This window comes from Hymenobacter lapidarius (genome assembly GCF_001816145.1).
Taxonomy (GTDB): domain Bacteria; phylum Bacteroidota; class Bacteroidia; order Cytophagales; family Hymenobacteraceae; genus Hymenobacter; species Hymenobacter lapidarius.
In genome coordinates this window covers 72,682-90,655 of the sequence record NZ_MDZB01000062.1, presented here as the reverse complement: position 1 = coordinate 90,655, position 17,974 = coordinate 72,682, and the positions used below count along the sequence as shown (strand labels likewise).

Below are 17,974 nucleotides of genomic sequence, written 5' to 3'. Positions count from 1 at the left end.
CCGGACAACTACCTGGCCATGCTCCATTTTGCCTGCGCGAGAATCACGTGGTATAATTGTCTTTTTGGCTGACGCTCATTCCCTATTCGGATAGACTCTAAGAAGTAAGTGGCGGTTATCGCCTCGTTGGTGTTGGCGCTGTTGGACTTGTGCTGTCCGCGCTGCCGCTGGGGTGAGCTTTTTTCGCATTCTGCTCTAAACCTGCGGCAATTCGATGAGATGCCGGAGCGCTGCGCTGTCTGCGTCCTGGTTTTGGAGCCCAAAGTGGGGTTTCACTGGGGTGCATGTATATCAGCTACGCCTTCTCGACGTTGATTGTGGCAGCGGTGGGCGTACTGCTCTACTTCCTGGGCAACGACCCTGAGGTGTGGGTGTATGTGACCGCAGTGGCTATGACGGTAGTGGTTTTCACCCCGCTTATGTTCCGATACGCCCGGGTCGTGATGCTCTACGCTTTTGGAGGCACACATTTTGACCCACGCTATTCCAAGGCGTAATAACAAAGCTGGGAGAGAGTGAAAGATGCTGCCGAGGGGCGGCATTTTTTGTTAGGCGTGGATTTTGCGGAGAATGTTGGGGCTGACCGTACCATTTAATTAGCTCTATCAAGCGCTGGCCGTTAATTCTGCCGTTTCTTCGGGATTCGCTGGGCCGGGCAAGCTGCCTTGGTGGGTGGTTTCCGTTGGCAGCTACGTTTCTACCTTTCTCTCACAACTCAAGCAAATCCGTGGTTCGACCTTTTGCGTGGCCTCGTTTGCCCTGGTTGCTGCTGCTGGCGGCTGCGCTGTGTTTCATGAGTGGCTACCTGGCGAGCCGCTACGCCCTGGCCCCTGGCGTGGTGGAGCGCACCGATACTACGCGCCTCCAGCAGCTGGTGCGCGAGGCTGAGGCCACCGCCCGGACCGACGCCGACTCGGTAGCGGCTGGCCTAGCCCGGGGCAACTACGGCTTCAAAAAGCTGCTGACGCAAACCACCTTCCCCACCTGCGTGCTGGAAAACGGCCAGCTCCGCTACTGGTCCGACGCCACTCTGCGGCCCGAAACCCCAATCGCCAGCAATGTCGAGCGGCTGATTGAGACGCCAACGGGCCATTTTCTGCTGCTGCCGCGGGTGGCGGGGCAGTACCTCATTCTTACATATGTGCCCCTGGCGCGGTATTATGGTATTAGCAACCGCTACCTGCGGGAGGGTAGCGAGCAGGCGCTGTTCCGAGGCCTGGAGTTGGAAGTGCTGGCTGATGCCGGACCCGCCGGAACCCGTTTTGAAACGGCGGAAGGCAAGTACCTGTTTTCAATAAAACGGCTGCGGCCCAATCCACTGACGCGGCAATACTTGCCCATGGCCCTGCTGGCCCTGGGCAGTGTGCTGTACGGGGCCGGGTGGTGGCTGCTGGCCCTTGGCTGGTGGCGGACCGGGCAACGGGTGGCCGCCATTGGGGCGCTGGTGCTGCCCATCGTGCTGCTCCGCGGGGCTCTGCTGTTTCTGGGCCTTCCGTATTCTTTCATCGAACTACCGATTTTCGACCCGCGCCAGTACACGGCTTCGTGGTGGGCGCCATCGTTGGGCGACTTGCTCCTTGATGCGCTGCTGGTGCTGCTGGTGGCGGCCGGCGCGGTGGCGCTGTGGTGCCACTTGCGGGTGCTGGAGCGCGTGCGCGCGCCCCACGTGCCCACGCGGCAGGCGCTGGCAGCCGCCTTGCTGGGCCTGGCGTTCTGCGGGTGGCTTTTCCTGCTTTTTGGGTATTATACCACCGCGTTTGGCAGCTCGCAGTTGAGCCTGGATATCACCCGGAACCTGCGGATAACGGGGTTCTGGCTGTTGCTGGCGCTGGCGGTGCTGCTGCACACTGCTGCCTGGCTGGTGGGCTTTTTTGGCCTGACGCAGCTGGCTGGTGCGCTGCTACGGCATGTGCCCGGCCGGGTGTTGCTGCTGGGCCCTTTGGTGGGTGCCGTGCCGGTGCTGCTTGTGGGCCTGATATGGGGGGTGCCGTGGGTGTTGGGGATGGGAGTGTTGCTGGTGTTTGCGACCATGGTGCGGGCCGTGGGCATGAGTGCCGCGCCCACCACCGACAGCTACCAGGCCCCTACGCTGATTGTGCTGCTCCTGGCCCTGGCTTCGGCCACGGGAGCCCTGGCACTGTACGAGCATTTCGAGAAGCAATTGCTGGTAGATAAGCAGCGCCTCGCCAGCAACTTGCTGGTTGATAACGATTTTCAGGGGGAGTTTCTGCTAGGTGAGCAGATGCAGAAAATTGCCCGCGACCCGTTTGTGCGGCAGTCGCTATCGGCGGCATTTGGGCAGCCGGAGGCGGTGCGGCAGCGCATTGCCCGCCAGTACCTGAGCGACTATTTTGACAAATACGAGAGTAACATCACCCTGTACGACGAGGCGGGCCAGCCCCTGGGCGCACTGCCTGGCACGCCCAGCCTGATAGAAGCGCGCGCCGACCTCGAGCGCACGGCCACGCCAACCACCCAGCAGGGCGTGTACCTGCTCAATTCCGGCAACCCCTTCAGCTCCCGCCGCTACGTGGCCCAAGTCACGGTGCCCGGCCAGCGGGTGAATGGGTTTGGGCCGGCGCTTGGGGCGGTGCGCGTCGAGCTCGCCCTCAAGAAGCTCACTACCTACAGCGTGCTGCCCGAGCTGCTGGTCGACCAGAAGTTTTTTCAGCCCAGCCTGGCCACGGAGCTGAGCTACGCGGGATTCAACCAGGGCAGCCTGGTATACAGCGAGGGCGACTTTGATTACGCCAACCGGCTGCCCATGAGCTGGCTGACCGAGCCCCGCATGTACGCGGGCGGAATGAGCAGCCGCGGTTTCCATCACTACGCGGTGCACGGGTCCATGGGGCGGATTGTGGTGGTGACCACGGCAACGTACTCGCCGGGCGACTGGCTGGCCAATTTCTCGTTTCAGTTTTTGCTGTCGTCTTTTTTCTGGCTGCTGGTGGCGGGCCTGGTGCTGGTGGTGCGCGGCCGTCCGACCGTGTTGCGCCTCAACTTCAGCACGCGCATTCAGGTGCTGCTCAACGTGGGCATTGTGGTGCCGCTGGTGGTGGTGAGCGTGGCCACGGCCAGCCAGCTCATTTCCTCGTACCAGCGCGACCTCACCCGCACCTACGAGCGGCGGGGCCAGCTGGCCCTGGAAAGCCTGCGCCGCCAGCGCCACCTGCTGTCCGATACCACGGCGCGGCCCAAGCTGGCGGCTTTGGCCAAAAACGTGGCCGCCCTCACCGAGACCGACCTGAACCTCTACGACGTGCACGGCGAATTGCTGGCCAGCAGCCAGCCCCTCATTTTTGAGGCGGGCTTGCTGGGGCCGTTGCTCAATCCGCAAGCCGTAGTGGCGCTGCGGGAGCGTAACCGCCAACGGGCCTTACTCACGGAAAAAGCAGGCTCGTTGTCTTTTAATGCGTTGTACCTGCCGGTGCGCGCCGGGGTTGGCGAGACCGTAGCAACCGATTTGGCGGGGCACTCCATTGGGTCGAACGGCACGAGCAGCCCCGGCAGCTTTGCTCCACGCCGCGCAGCGGCACCGGTGCCAGCCAGCCCCAACACGCTCGGCCCCGACGACGACGAGGCCCTGCCCACGGGCCCGATTCTGGGGTATGTCGGAATTCCATTTTTTGACTCAGAGAAGGAGTTGAATACCAAGCTGACCGAGCTTTTTACGACCATTCTGAACATCTTCACGCTGATGTTCCTGCTGTTTTTGGGGTTGGCTTTTGTGGCGGCTCGGCAACTCACCGCGCCCCTCAAGCTCATCACCGAGAAGCTGACGCAAACCACGCTCACGGGTGAAAACGAGCTGCTGGACTACCGCAGCTCCGACGACGAAATTGGCCTGCTGGTGCGCGAGTACAACACCATGGTCACCAAGCTGGAGGCCAGCAAGCGCGAGCTGGCGGCCCAGGAAAAAGAAGCGGCCTGGCGCGAAATGGCCCGGCAGGTGGCCCACGAAATCAAGAACCCGCTCACGCCCATGAAGCTGAGCCTGCAGTTCTTGCAAAAAGCCATAACCGAGCGCCGCCCCAACGCCGAGGAGCTGATTGGTCGGATTTCCCAAACCCTCATCACCCAGATTGATGTGCTGAGCGACATTGCCACGTCCTTCAGTACCTTCACCAACCTGCCTGCCATGCGGCCCGAGCGGCTGGACGTGGCGGCAATCCTGCGCCGCTGCGCCGCCCTGCACCAGCCCGATGCCCATGACGGGGAGCTGGAGCTGCACCTGCCGCCGGATGCCGAAACCGGGCGCTACGTGGTGTTTGCCGATGAAAGCCTGCTGGTGCGCACCTTCAACAACCTGCTGATAAACGCCCGGCAGGCGGTGCCGGAAGGCCGCGAGCCCCGCATTGGGGTATCGCTGACGCAGGCAGAGCCGGACCGGGTGACAGTAACCATCTGCGACAACGGCGCGGGCATCTCCGATGACGTCCGGGAGAAAATATTCGTGCCCAATTTCACGACCAAAGAAACCGGCTCGGGCATTGGCCTGGCCGTGGCCAAGCGGGGCATTGAGAGCGCCGGGGGCCGCGTGTGGTTTGAAACCAGGGTCGGGGAGGGCACCCGGTTCTTTATTGAGCTGCCGCTGGCCGGATAGTAGCCCCACTCTGCTGGCCGCGGCACGAAACGCCCCGCTTTCGTCGTTACCAGCCAAACCCGACCTTTACTGCATGATTCGTCGCTTACGCCTGTGCTTTCCCCTTGCGGGCCTGCTCGTTGCGGCGCTGTTTTTTTTAACCGGGCGGGCCGCGGCCCAGGTGCAGCCCCCGGCCAAAGGGGAGGCGCCGCCCAACACGCGCCGCTGCCGCTACGTGCCGCTCATGCCGGGCCGCGACACCACCACCTTCGCCATTGCCGATACGCTGACCGTGGTGCCTTCCTCCGTATCGGCCGATGGCGGGACTGTGACGTATGACGGCCGCACCGACCGCTACCGCTGGGTGCGGCCCGCGCCGCGCGATACCAGCGGGGCGCCGCTGCCCGATTCGGTACTGGTGTGCTACCGGGTGCTGCCGCTGCGCTTGTCGGCCGCGCGCTTCCGGCGGCCCCTGAACATGATGGACAGCCTGAGCTTCCGGCGGTCGCTGCTGAGCCGCGAGGACTTTTCGGTGAAGGAGCAGATTCTCACCACGCCGGGCATCAACAAAACCGGCAATCTGGCGCGCGGCATCAGCTTTGGCAATACGCAGAACGTCTTTGTGAATTCGGCGCTTAACCTGCAGCTGGAAGGAAAGCTGGCGGAGAACATTAACCTGACGGCCGCCATCAGCGACCAGAACGTGCCCTTCCAGCCCGAGGGCAATACCCAGCAGCTTCAGCAATTTGATAGAATATTCATCACCCTCACCAATCCCAACTGGAACCTGACGGCCGGCGACGTGGTGCTGCGCAACAAGCCCGACTACTTCCTGCGCTACTACAAAAACATTCAGGGCGCGGCGGCAGAGGCTAATTTCGGGCCACCCATATACGGGGTGTCGGGGCTGGGCGCGACGCCCGGGGTTTCGAACGCGGTGTTTCAGAACGGGCAGGCCGGGCAGGTGCCCTACGGCGTACCCGGCGGCGTACCCGGCGGCTTGCCCGGTCCTTCGCCGGCCACGCTCAACCCGCCGGCCATCAGCCAGCCCCAGCTCACGGACATTAACCGCCAGAGCAGTGGCATGGTGGGGCCCTTGCTGCCGGGCGATACCGCGCGGCTGGCGGGCGCCACGGTGCGCAGCGCGGGCGTGCGCAAGGGGCTGGCGTGGCAGTCTTCCACCACGGCGGCGGGGGGCGTAGCCAAGGGCAAGTTTGCCAGCATTGAGGTGCCGCCTATTGATAACGTGCAGGGGCCGTACCGCCTCAGTGGGCCCAACGGCGAGCAGTTCATCATCGTGCTGGCTAACTCGGAGCGGGTGTACCTCGACGGCCGCCTGCAAACCCGGGGCTTCGACGCCGACTACATCATCGATTACAACCTGGCCGAAGTCACGTTCACGCCCCGCCACCTCATCACCCGCAACTCCCGGATTCGCATCGACTTTGAATATTCCGACCTCAACTACGCCCGCTCACTGCTCACGGCCAGCCATTACCAGCAGCTGGGCCGGCTGAGCGTGCGGGCCAACGTGTACCAGGAAGCCGACAACCCCAACAACGCGCCCAACCTCAACCTGAGCGACACCACCTTGCAGCGGCAGCTGCGGGAGTCGGGCAATGTGGCGTTTACCGTGGTGCCGGGCGGAACGGCCGTTGCCTACACCCGCACGCGGGTGCTCTACCGCCTCGACCCCGCCACCGGTCGGTTCAGCCGCGCCGTGGGGGCCGATACCCTGGGCACGGTGTACGAAGTACCCTTCACGGACGTGGGGCAGGGCAATGCCGACTACATCCTGTCGGACGAGCCTGGCCAGGAAGGCAGCAACGGCCGCGTGTACAAGTACCAAGGGCCGGGCCTGGGTCGCTACGCGCCGCTGCGTCGCATTCCCACGCCGCTGCTGAAGCAGATGGTTTCCGGCGGCATCAGCTACCAGGTAGACAGCAGCACCACGGTTTTCTTCGACGCCGCCCGCTCGCGGCTGGACCGCAACCGCTTCTCAACCCAAAACGATGCGGACGGGGCCATGCGCATGGGCTACGTGGTGCAGGACCGGGCCCTGCCGGCGGGGCTGGCCGGTGGCGTGCTGCGCAACTACCGCCTGCGCTCGACCCTCGACTACGAGTACACCGGCAAGCGTTTCGCGCCCATTGACCGCTACCGCGATATTGAGTTTGACCGCAACTGGAGCGCCGTAAGCACCGTGCAGGGCAATGCCACCGGCCAGGTGCCCCGCGCCGACAACATCTTCAACTTCAGCCTGGGCGTGGTGAAGGACCAGAACAACAGCGTGAACTACCGCCTCAGCCGGCGCTTCCGGTCGGGCGAGGTGAGCGGGCTGCAGCACTGGCTGGACGCGGCTCAGAAGGTGGGCAACCTGGAAATGCGGGGCTCGCTGTTTACTCTCAACGCCGATGCCGGACGCTTTCAGTCCGATTGGGCGCGGGGCGAGGCCACGGGTCGCTACGTGGGGGGCAAAATAGTGCCCGGCTACGCCTACCGCTTCGACAAGAACCTGGTGAACTCAACCAGCACCGATACCATCCGCTCGGCCAACTACTTCGACGAGCATAATGTCTTCATTCAGAGCCGCGACTCGGCCCGCACCCAGTACCGGCTCGACTACAGCTACCGCCGCGACCAAACCCCCAACGCCACTCAGAACGACCTCATTCGGCGCGGCACGGCCCAGACCTGGCAGGGCACGCTAGCCTCGCGCCTGGGCAAAACCCAGGACCTGCGTATGCTGGCCACCTACCGCGACCTCGATTCGCTGGGCCTGGCCCGCAACCGCACGGTGCTGGGGCAGGTGTTCTACAACGCCACCCTGCTGCAAAACCAAATCCGCTCCGAGCTAAGCTACAGCGTGGCCACCGGCCGCGAGCTGAAGCGCGACTACTCTTTTCTGGCCGTACCCGCCGGCCGGGGCACGCACTTTTACAACGGCGACGCCAACGGCAACGGGCAGCAGGACAAGGACGAATTTTTTGAAGCCCAAACCCCTGACGCGCAGTACCGCACCTACATCAAAGTGTACCTGCCCACGGCCGACTACCTCATCGCCTTCACCAACCGCCTGAGCTACCGGCTGACCACGGCGGCCCCGCGCGGCTGGCGCGAAGCCGGCGGCTGGCGCGCGGCGGCTTCGCGCTTTGCCACCCTCACCAGCATCACCGTGGACCGGCGCACCACCGACCCGTCGCTGCTCTCGCGCCTCAGCCCCTTCAGCTACGACAAGGAGGACCCGCAGCTGCTGGCTTTCACGCAGCTGGTGCGCAACACGCTGTACTTCAACCGCTCCAATCCCATCTTTGGCTCGGAGTTCACGGTGCAGCAAACCCAGCAGAAAAGCCTGCTGGCCCAGGGCTCCGACCTGCGCAACCTGAGCACCCAAAGCCTGCTGGTGCGGCGCACGCTGGCCAGCACCTTCACGGCCCGCCTCACGGGCTCGCGCGACATCCGCGAAGCCACCAGCGACTACCTGCTCACCCGCAACTATCGCCTGCTCATCTACACCGTGCAGCCCGAAATCAGCTACCAGCCCACGCCCTCGCTGCGCCTCACGGGCACCTACCTACACACCCGCAAGCGCAACACGCTCGTCATTGAAAACGCCGAACTGAGCCCCGGCGTGTTTGATGAATTGGGCCTGGAAACCCGCCTGAGCCAGGTAAATAAGCGTACGCTCACCGCCGGCACGCGCTTTACCAACGTCCAGTTTGCGGGCACCGACCCCAATTCGGTGGTGGCCATTGAAATCCTAAACGCCCTGCGCCCCGGCAGCAATTTCACCTGGAACCTGAACGTGGAGCAGCGCCTGAGCAACGGCCTGAATATTACCGTAGCCTACGACGGCCGCAAAGCCAGCAAGCTGAACACCGTGCATACCGGCCGCATGCAGGTGGCAGTGCTGTTTTAAGTACTCGTGTAGAGTAGGCGTACTGAAACCAGACCGTCATGCTGAGCGCAGCCGAAGCATCTCGCGTGTGGTAGTAACTCAACCATTCAAACGGTTTTGATTACTTCCCCGAGCGAGATGCTTCTACTGCGCTCAGCATGACCGCCTCTTTACCTTTAGCAAGTAGTGCTTCGTGTTATTGAGAATGCCACGCAATTAGTCTTCCTTGTGAGCTGGTGCTGCAGTGAAGCGTTAGTTGGCACGAGCATGTGCAAATGCCATGCGGGCGGCGCGGGCGGCCAGCCCAGCCGTGAGTTCGCGCTGCTTGTAGCAGAGCGGCAACGGCAAACCCGAGCGCAGGGCGTGCACCGTGATTTCGGCGCAGGCCTGGGCGTCGGAAAGTGCATCGTGGTGGTTGAGCGGAATGCCGAAGTGGGCGGCTACGTAGTTGAGCTTGTGGCGCTCCAGTTGGGGCCACAGCAGCTTGCTCAGCTTCACCGAGCACAGGCAGTGGAAGGCTGGAACGGCCAGGCCGAAGTCGCGCAGCGTGTGTTCGAGCACGCTCACGTCGAAGGCCGAATTGTGGGCCACCACGGGCTGGTGGTGGAGGTAGGGCAGCACGTCGTGCCACACCTCGGCCAGCGTGGAGGCGTCGCGCAGGTCCTTTTCTGCGATGCCGTGCACTTCAAAATTGCGCCAGTCCACGCGCAGCTCGCGGGGGCGCAGCAGGCTGTGGTAGGTATCGGTAATCTGCCCGTTGCGCACCCGTACCACGCCCACGGCGCAGGCGCTGGCCCGGCGTTCGTTGGCGGTTTCAAAGTCGATGGCCGTAAAGTTGAGTCCCGCCAGGGCCTGGGTAAGTTCTGCTTGCATAGGGCCAAGATAACCTCCCCGGCCGGAAGCGGCCGCCGCCGCGAGTGCTTATTTGGGTGCCGGAAGGGGCGGAGCACCGGGGCTGCAGCACACCCGCGGCACCTCGAAATACCGCTCCATCACGCCGTTTATGGTGCCGTCGCAGCCGGGCGTCAGGTCAATATCGAATTCAATAAAAGTGCTGAAGCGCAGCAGCGGCACCAGCACGTGCCCGTAATGCAGCCGCAGGGGCGGCAGCACCACAGCCGGCGCCCGGGCGGCGCGGGTAGCCCGCAACGCCGCAAACCGCGCCTTCATCTGGGTGTCGAAGGGCTCGGCACTGGTGAGCAGCTCGCGCCAGGCTTCGGGCACGTGCCCGGTGCCGAATAGCCCCGCCATCAGTACCACGGCCAGGGTTCCGGAGCGGAGCCAGCCCGTGGCCCGGCCGTGGTGTTCGGGTAGCTGCTGAGCCACCAGCGACCCCAGCGCGGCCACGGAAAGCAGCATCACCAGCAGCATTTCGTTCTGGGCGCGGGTGAGCGGCGGCCCCACCACCACGTAGCGGAACAGTACAAACCCGAGCCCGTTCAGCGCCCCAAACGCCGCGAGCACCAGCAGCCACCCGCGCCGCGACAGCCGCACCACCCCGGCGCCCGCGGCCCGGTGCCGGTAGCCCAGCCACAAGCCCGACAGGGCGGCGGCGGCAACGCTAAACGCAACCATGGGCCGCGCCACAAAGAGCAGGGCCGAATACAGGCTGCGCGGCCCCAGCACCAGCCAGCGGTAGGCGTGCAGTGGGTCGGTAGGCGGGGCCATGGCCTGCGCGCGTGCCCAGTTGCCGGGCGCCACCAGGGCCAGCGCAGCGGCCGCCCCGCCCACCACGGCCCACAGCCACCACTTGGGGCGCGCGGCGGCCGGCAGGGCATAGCCCAGCAAAGCCAGTACCGGCAGAGCTTGCAGTAGCGTCAACTCGTTGCCCACCAGAGCCAGGAGCAGCGGTACGCACGCCCAGCCGGCATAGCGCCACTGCCGGGCGGCGGGCCCCCAGCCGGCCAGCACTGCCAGGGCCGTGAAGTTGAGCAGGCTAATGAGCGGAATCTGGTAAGCTACCGCTCCGCAAAACCAGTACAGAAAGGAGAAGGGTGCCGGGGCGGCATTGCAAAACAAGGCCAGCAGCACCGCGCTGCACCAAAACGCCATTCCCCACGAAAACGCCACTCGTAACAGGGTGCCGAACAACACCCGCAGCAAATGGGCAAGGCTGGCCCACAGCCCCACAAACAGGCCCGCGGCCACCACCTTCACGCCCCCCAGCCAGCCGTAGGTCACGGGGTTGAGCACGGTCATAAAAACGGTGGAGGTGAAGCGCCCGGTCCAGGTCTGGAACAGCCACTGCTGCACGCCCCACATGCCGTGCTCCCGCGTCCAGTAGGCATTGCGGAAGTCATCAAAAAAGGGCTGCGTGTACGCCATCAGCGCCACAAAGGGCGCCAGTGCCAGCAACAGGCTCAGCCGTAATACAAGAATGGGCAGCTTGGGATTTGGCAGCAAAACGAAGGCCGTTGAAGAATAAAAACCGACTAGAGGCCCACCAGCCGCCGGGCCGGCCGCACGATGGCCAGCTCAGCCTGCCCGGCCGGGGCCTGCGCCACGTCGAGCGTGGCCCGGGCCCCGGCCAGCCACGCGGCCGAGGGCGTTTGGCCGGTTTGCAGTTGGTTCAGGCGTTCCAGCAGCATCTGGGCCACGGCTGCCAGTTTGGTGGAAAGGGGCCCGTACTCCTGCAGGGCGGGATTTAGTAACAGCAGCGTTTGCAGGCGGGCGTCATTGGTTTGCCAGAGCAGCAGCTGCGCCCGCAAGGCAGCCAGCTGCCGCACCGAGTACACCGGGCGCGGCGGCGTGGCCGCGCTGGCCAGCACGCTGTCCACGAGCACGCCGAAGCGCCGGGCCACTTCCGATTCGGCCGGGGCGGCGTCTACCAGGCGGTTCAGGGGCGTTTGCGGGGTGTAGGTCATGCCCTGGAAGTGGCGTTTGTACTCCTTCACCGGCTCCAGCACTTCGGCTAGGGTGCGCAGGGCGGGCAGGTTGGCGGGGCCGCCATCTGGCTGAGCAGCTGCTCGGGGGCCCGGCGGTGGCGCAGGCCCACTGCCTCCAGCTGGCCGGCCACGGCGTTGAGGCGGCGGTACATGTCGGGCACGTTTTGCGTGCTGGCTTGTGGTGACCACAGCCGCTCGGCCACGGCGGCGGCGCGGGGCCAGATGCGGGAGTCCACAATCACTGAATCGGCAAACTCGGTCCACATGGCTGCTTCGCCGCCCAGCACCAGCTTCTGCTGCGCGGGCGTGAGGGCAGTGCCGGCGGGCAGCGGGTCGGGCAGGTAGTGCGAGGCGGCGGGGTAGTTCAGGTCGAGGTAATAGCCTTCCGAGAGCAGGGCCGGGTGGCCCAGCTTCACGGCATCTACCAGCCACTTTTTGCCGCGCCAGCTCTGGATGATGATTTCCTTGGGCAGGTCGGGCCCCAGGATTTCGTCCCAGCCCACCATTATTTTGTTGCGCTTCTGCAGCATGGCCAGCACCCGGCGGTTGAAGTAGGTTTGAAGCTGGTGCTTGTCCACGGTTTTGCCGTCGGCTCGCACCATGCCCCGCGCCCGCATAAAAGCCGCGATGCGCGGGCTGCGCCGCCACTGTCGCCCGTCGTTCTCATCGCCGCCCACGTGGAAGTACGGGTCCGGAAACAGCGCCGTCATTTCCGTAAACAGGGAGTCAAGGAACGAATACGTGGTTTCCCTGGTGGGGTCGATGGCAATGTTGGACGTGCGAAAGCTGCGGTACACGCCGTAGGTCGAGTCGTTGGAAGCCAGCCGGGGGTAGGCCGCAATCCAGCTGGTAGTGTGGCTGGGCACGTCGAACTCGGGCAGCACCCGAATGCCCCGCGCCGCCGCGTAGGCAATGATTTCCTTTACCTCCAGTTGGGTGTAGTAGCCATTGGCGCCGCCTACCTCATGCAGGCGTGGCAGCACCTTGCTCTCCACCCGAAATCCCTGGTCGTCCGACAGGTGCCAGTGCAATACGTTCAGCTTCACGGCCGCCATGCCGTCCAGGTTGCGCTTTATCACGGCCACCGGCAAAAAGTGCCGCGCCGGGTCCATCAGCAGCCCGCGCCAGGCAAAGCGCGGCTGGTCCTGGATGTCTACTTCGGGCAGGTAGCGCCGCTGCTTTTCGGTGGTGGCAAGCTGCTCCAGCGTGGCAAACGCCCGCAGTACCCCGAGGCTGGTGGGCGCGTCAATGGTCACGCCCATGGGCGTCACGCGCAGGCTGTAGCGCTCCTCGTCGAACTTCTCGGCCTGGCCCACGCGCCCGTAACGGATTTGCAGCACCGGCCCGGCCGCCGGCCTGGTGGGTGCCGGGCCCTGCAGCCGGGCGAGCATGCGCGAGGCGGCGGCGGCCACGGCCGGGTCAGCGGTGCTTTCGAGCTGCAGCTTGAGCGGCGCTTTCAGGCTGAGGCGGCCGGTGCCCCATCGCATTTCGGCCGGCACCGGCATCAGGTTGTGGGACGGCTGGGCCAGGCTTGCGAACGACGCCAACCCCATCAGCAATACCATTAGTAAGCTCGCACCACTCCGTTTCAATCTCCTCATATCAGTCCCCTTGCTTTGAATTCTAAGTACTTGTTGATGGTGTTTACGGTCAAATCCTTGGGGGCAGTCAGCAGGGAATAAATGCCGTAGCGCTGCAGCTCCAGCACAATTTGCCGCTTTTCCTGGGCAAATTTCTCGGCAATGGTCTGGTTGTACACGTCTTCGGTGGTGGTGGCCGGCGCGTCGAGGTACTCGCGCAGCTCGGTGTTTTCAAAGAAAATAACCAGCAGCAGGTGGTCTTTGGCCAGGCGGCGCAGGTAGGGAAGTTGCCGTTGCATGCCGTGCAGCGTTTCAAAGTTGGTGAACAATAGCAGCAGGCTGCGCTGCTTGATGCGGGTGCGCACCGTGGCGTAGAGCAGCTCGAAATCCGTTTCGAGGTACTTCGTCTTTTGCCGGTACAGGATTTCGAGGAGCTTGAGCAGGTGGCCGGGGCGGCGGTCGGCGGCCAGCGTGGTGCCGGGGCGGTTCGAGAACGTGAGCAGGCCCGCTTTATCGTGCTTGAGCAGGGCAATGTTGCTGACCACCAGCGTGGCGTTAATGGCGTAATCGAGCAGGCTCAGCCCGTCGAATGGCATGCGCATCACCCGGCCTTTGTCAACGAGGCAGTACACCTGCTGGGCGCGCTCGTCCTGGAAGTGGTTCACCACCAGTTCGTCGGCCGCGCCAGTGCCCGCCCGCCGGGCCGTGGCTTGCCAGTTGATGCTGCGCGGGTCGTCGCCGGGCACGTAGGGCCGAATCTGCTCAAATTCCAGGCTGTGGCCCACCCGCCGGATGCGCTTCACGCCCACCTCCGTCAGCCGGTTGTGGATGGCCAGCAGCTCGTACTGCCGCATCTGCAAAAACGAGGGGTACACCGGCACGGTGCGGCCCTGCTCGTAGCGAAACCGCCGCCGCACCAGCCCCAATGGGGAGGCCGCGTAAATATTAAGGGCCCCAAACTCATATTCGCCCCGCTTGGTAGGCCGGAGCTGGTAGTTGATAATCTGGGTTTCGCCCGGCTTCACCAGCGTCTTAAACAGCACGTCGCGCCGCTGAAATTGATGCGGAATCTCATCAATGGTTTCGGTCTGCACGGGAAAGCGGTAGCTGTTCTCGATGTAAATCCGGATGTCGTTGTCCGAGCCGTTGGCCAGCTTGTCGCCCATCACCCGGCGCCCAAAAACCGGCACGGCTTTGTTCTTGGCGGGCGCAAACAGCAGCAAGGCATCCAGCAGCGTCAGCACCACGAGCAGCCCGAACACGATGCGCAGCGGCCCGAGCAGCCAGGGAAGAAAGAAGGCCACGACGAACCCGGTTGCTACGGCCAGGAGTGCGATGAAAAACCGCTGCGTCAGGAATACAGACATAGGACAGGGGCTCCAGCCGCGCTAGCGCGGTACTTCAATCGACTGCATAATCTGCTTCACCACTTCATCGGGGGTGCCGCCTTCCATCTCGCGCTCAGGCGTGAGCATGATGCGGTGGCGCAGCACGCTGGGCGCCAGGAACTGCACGTCTTCGGGCGTCACAAAGTCGCGGCCGCGCAGGGCGGCCAGGGCTTTGGCGCCGTTGAGCAGGGCCAGCGAAGCACGGGGCGAAGCGCCCAGGTACAGGGATTTGTGGGTGCGGGTTTGGCCCACCAGTTTGGCAATGTATTCGAGAATATGGGCCTCCACGCGCTGCTGGCGCACCTGCTTGCGCAGGGCTTGCAAGTCGGCCGCCGAAAGAATGGGCTGCACTGCCTCCAGGTGAGTGCTGCCGAGGCCGGCGTGGTGGCCGGCCAGAATCTGCACTTCCTCGGCCAGGGTGGGGTAGCCCACGTGCAGCTTAAACAGGAAGCGGTCGAGCTGGGCTTCGGGCAGGCGGTAGGTGCCTTCCTGCTCGATGGGGTTTTGGGTGGCCAGCACCAGGAAGGGCTCGGCCATGGGGTAAGCGGTGCCGTCCTGGGTCACGGTGCGCTCCTCCATCACCTCAAACAGCGCCGATTGGGTCTTGGCAGGGGCGCGGTTGATTTCGTCAATCAGCACCACGCTGGCGAAAATGGGGCCGGGCCGAAACTCGAAATCTGCCTTGTTCTGCCGGAAAACCGAGGTGCCCAGCACGTCCGAAGGCATCAAGTCGGGCGTGAACTGGATGCGGCTGAAGGGTACTTCCAGCGTGCGCGCCAGTAGTTTGGCCATCAGGGTTTTGGCCACGCCCGGTACGCCTTCCAGCAGCACGTGCCCATCGGCCAGCACGGCAGTGAGCAGCAGCTCCAGCAGCTCCGTTTGGCCGACAATGATTTTGCCGATTTCCTGCCGGATGGCATCGGTTTGGGCCGTGAGACGGGCAAGGTCGGTGCGCGGGGCGAAACTGGGCTCGGGTGCGGCTACTTGATTTTCAGCCGGTTGAAGCGTGTTTTCGTTTTCCATTTATAAGGTGCTGGCGTAGCCAAGTAAGGTCTGGGCGGTTTGTTCATCGGCGCAAACTGCAAGTAGTCTGGCATGAGTCTTTATGGTGTATTCAGTTGCTGCAAGATGCTTGGTTACCAGTATTAAGTCCTGCAATAGGGAAACACACTGGCCCCAATCAACATCCGCAAGTAATTGCTTTTCGCGGGTCGAACCACCTCGGCTAAATTGGTCGTCATCCCAGTTGAATTTCATGAGAATTGAAAGCTTTTCTATAGTGAGCATATTTGAAACGGGCTAGCGCGATTCCCGCTTAAAATCACTCAGCGCCCGGCTCAATTGCAACAGTTGCTGGTCGGTCACGCGGGGCGCGGTCCGGGCAAAATTCACGAGGCGCAGCAGTTCATCGACCCGCGGGCGGGGCACGCCGGACTTCTGGCTCAGCCGCTCGCGAAACTCCGGGTCGCCAAAATCCGGACTGGTTTCCTGAAACCGCGTGCGCAGATAGTCGGCGAACAAGGTTACTTTTTTCTCAGCGATTAAGCCGTGGCTTTTGCCCTGGCGGTAGAGCCCGGCCACGGTGCGCGTGAAGAGCAGCGTGGTGTTGGGCAGGGGGTTGAGGGTGGGGATAACGCGCTGGCGCCGCCGGGCCGCCACGGCCACAAACAGCAGGCTGCCGCCCAGCAGCAGGTAGTAGGCCCACCGCAACGCCTCGTGCGCAAATACCACCCGCAGCAACGACTGCTCGCCTATGGGCCCCTGCTTCTGGTACTCGTCCCACCAGGTGAGGCGGGCGGGCAGGTACGCCAGCGCCGACGCTGCAAACGCCGTAGTGCGCGGCCGCAGCAGGAAGTAGTTGGTGAACGCCACCGGCGTGCTGCAAAAGTAAAAATGCCCGCGCCCATGGTCCAGCCGCACCAACACGGCCTGCCCCTTGGCATCGGTGGCCAGGGTGCTACCCGTGCGGCCCTCTTCAACCACGATGCGCTGCCCGGCGCTGGTGCCGGGCAGGCGAAAGCGCCGGGAGGCCAGCGCCGGGTTCGTGAAGCGGATGTCCACCGAATCAATCACGGGCAGGCCTTTGGCGCCCTTGTGCGTGGCCAGGTCGGCCTCCTGCAGGCGCAGGCCCAGGGAATCGCGCAGCAGGGAACTGCCAAATCGTTCGGCGGCCACAAAAACGTCGTTGCCCCGCGCCACAAACTCCAGCAGGGCCTGAATATCAGCCCCGCTCGGCTCGAAGGTCTTGTTTATAAACAGATAATTGGCCTGTTCGGCGCGCAGCGGCATACGCAGCAGGGCCTCGTTCTCGCTGCTTTCGTTTTCGCTTTCTTCATCCTCTGTATCGGCCACCTCACTTGCATCGGTGTCGGCCTGGGCCGGTGTTGCGGCCCAGGCGCTGGAATCGGCGGCGGTGCCGCCTTCTGCCGTTCGGGAAGTTGGGTCTGACTCGTCGGAGGCGGTGGAGTCAATCAGGACGATTTCGGCCGGGTCCTGTTCGGCTTCGTCGTCGTATTCGCCCTCAAAAACGGTGGTAGTCGTGGCCTCATCGCTGAGGGTGCTCCCGGTGAGCTGGCTGTAGGCGGGCAGGCGCACTACTTCCACCGAGTCGGTGCCGAGCAGGCGCGGGAGCTGGTCGTAGAGCGCAAAGGTGCCGTAGGGAATCTTGTCTTTGTTGGCGTAGCTCGGCGTCCAGTCGAGCGGCTTGGGCCGGTTGTATTCCAGCAGAATATAGGCGCCAAACAGCAGCGCAATGCCCAGCAGGTACAAACGAAAAGTGGTGAGCTGTGGCATCAGGCAGAAAGGGCAGGGGTGGAGGCGGCCACGGGCCGGGCGCCGGTTAGCAGGCCGGCCACGGCCCGTTGGCCGGCGCGGGCCTGCTCGTACAGGTCCGCGTTCAGCCGCAGCTCGCCGTACCACACGTACTCAAACTGCCGGGTGGCGCCCCGGAAGGCGTCGCGCAACGGCCCGGCAGTCAGCTCGGCGAGGTAGGTGTGGTTGGTTTTGTCGGGTTGCCAGTCAATGAGTCCGCGGTCGGTGAGCTGTTTGAGCACTTCGAGGTAGCCCAAGCGGGTAGCCAGGCGAAGGTTGCCATCGGCTTCGGCCTCCGCGATGCGGGTGCGGAAATCAACGGCGTGAATGTCCTCCGATTCGGTGTCGTAGGCGAGCTGGCCCCGCCGCCCCGCGCGGCCAAACGCGCCCGTCACGTCCACTTGCAGCAGCTTGAGCACCGCAAACACCAGCGTGGCCAGCGCCACGGCATACACGGCGTACTCCCCGGAAACCCGGCCACCGGGCGTATCGAAAATAGTACGCAGCCAGCGCCAGACGCGGGCCCAAAAGGCATCCCAGGCATCGGTGCTGGCATCGGGCTCCAGGTACTGGAAGGGCCGCTGCGCGGCCAGCTCGCGCAGGCGGACGGCATCAGCCATGCGGCGGGGTAGCGGCGTGCGGCGGTCGGGTGGGAGGGGGCTGCGGGGCGGGGCAGGCAGGTCGGCCAGCACCTGCGTAGCCCCTGGCGGCGGCGCCGCGCCCACAGGCCGCCGGCCGCCGCCAGGCCCAGGGCCAGCACCGCCCACCGGGCTACCCGGCGCCGTTCCGCCTTACTTTTTAGACTAATAAAAAATCCGCGCACGGCAGGA

12 protein-coding genes are annotated in these 17,974 nt (G+C 64.2%); 3 read left to right on the top strand and 9 right to left on the bottom strand.

The genetic code is table 11. The features are described 5' to 3' along the window. Positions 1–284 precede the first annotated feature (284 nt). The 3 genes from BEN47_RS02975 (at position 285) to BEN47_RS02965 (ending at position 8,501) form a co-directional block, all read left to right on the top strand. The gene (locus tag BEN47_RS02975) at positions 285–497 is read left to right on the top strand and encodes a hypothetical protein (RefSeq protein ID WP_070724912.1); all 213 of its coding nucleotides are present in this window, start codon (positions 285–287) and stop codon (positions 495–497) included. A 257-nt stretch (positions 498–754) separates the two neighbouring features. Continuing rightward, the gene (locus tag BEN47_RS02970) at positions 755–4,603 is read left to right on the top strand and encodes a sensor histidine kinase (RefSeq protein ID WP_239691485.1); all 3,849 of its coding nucleotides are present in this window, start codon (positions 755–757) and stop codon (positions 4,601–4,603) included. Positions 4,604–4,676: 73 nt separating this feature from the next. Further along, positions 4,677–8,501, top strand: coding sequence for a DUF8818 domain-containing protein (locus BEN47_RS02965; protein ID WP_070724905.1), 3,825 nt, complete (start codon positions 4,677–4,679; stop codon positions 8,499–8,501). 231 nt (positions 8,502–8,732) lie between these two features. Here the strand turns inward: BEN47_RS02965 and BEN47_RS02960 are convergent, their stop codons facing one another. From BEN47_RS02960 to BEN47_RS02920, 9 genes are read right to left on the bottom strand one after another with little or no spacing between them, the layout of a single operon-like run. Beyond that, a complete protein-coding gene (locus BEN47_RS02960) occupies positions 8,733–9,353 on the bottom strand; it encodes a 3'-5' exonuclease (RefSeq protein WP_083322058.1) in 621 nt (206 codons plus the stop codon). A 48-nt stretch (positions 9,354–9,401) separates the two neighbouring features. Next, positions 9,402–10,883 (bottom strand): hypothetical protein, encoded by a 1,482-nt coding sequence (locus BEN47_RS02955; RefSeq protein ID WP_070724902.1) that lies wholly within the window; start codon positions 10,881–10,883, stop codon positions 9,402–9,404. 29 nt (positions 10,884–10,912) lie between these two features. Next, entirely contained in the window at positions 10,913–11,386 is a 474-nt protein-coding gene (locus BEN47_RS02950; RefSeq protein ID WP_070724900.1) for a hypothetical protein, read from the bottom strand. A gap of 5 nt (positions 11,387–11,391) precedes the next feature. Next, complete coding sequence (locus BEN47_RS02945; protein ID WP_158010810.1) at positions 11,392–12,918, bottom strand: beta-N-acetylhexosaminidase; 1,527 nt, start codon at positions 12,916–12,918, stop codon at positions 11,392–11,394. Positions 12,919–12,962: 44 nt separating this feature from the next. Next, positions 12,963–14,312 carry a DUF58 domain-containing protein gene (locus BEN47_RS02940; protein ID WP_070724895.1) on the bottom strand — a complete coding sequence of 450 codons (1,350 nt, stop codon included), beginning with the start codon at positions 14,310–14,312 and terminating at the stop codon, positions 12,963–12,965. Positions 14,313–14,333: 21 nt separating this feature from the next. Continuing rightward, positions 14,334–15,356: an AAA family ATPase gene (locus BEN47_RS02935; protein ID WP_083322056.1), complete on the bottom strand. Its 1,023-nt coding sequence runs from the start codon at positions 15,354–15,356 to the stop codon at positions 14,334–14,336. After that, a complete protein-coding gene (locus BEN47_RS02930; RefSeq protein WP_070724892.1) occupies positions 15,357–15,620 on the bottom strand; it encodes a hypothetical protein in 264 nt (87 codons plus the stop codon). It lies immediately after the preceding gene. 12 nt (positions 15,621–15,632) lie between these two features. Further along, positions 15,633–17,126 (bottom strand): DUF4350 domain-containing protein, encoded by a 1,494-nt coding sequence (locus BEN47_RS02925; protein WP_070724889.1) that lies wholly within the window; start codon positions 17,124–17,126, stop codon positions 15,633–15,635. After that, the gene (locus BEN47_RS02920) at positions 17,126–17,764 is read right to left on the bottom strand and encodes a DUF4129 domain-containing protein (protein ID WP_125921464.1); all 639 of its coding nucleotides are present in this window, start codon (positions 17,762–17,764) and stop codon (positions 17,126–17,128) included. The genes BEN47_RS02925 and BEN47_RS02920 overlap by 1 nt, the downstream gene beginning before the upstream one ends. Between the last annotated feature and the right edge of the window lie 210 nt (positions 17,765–17,974).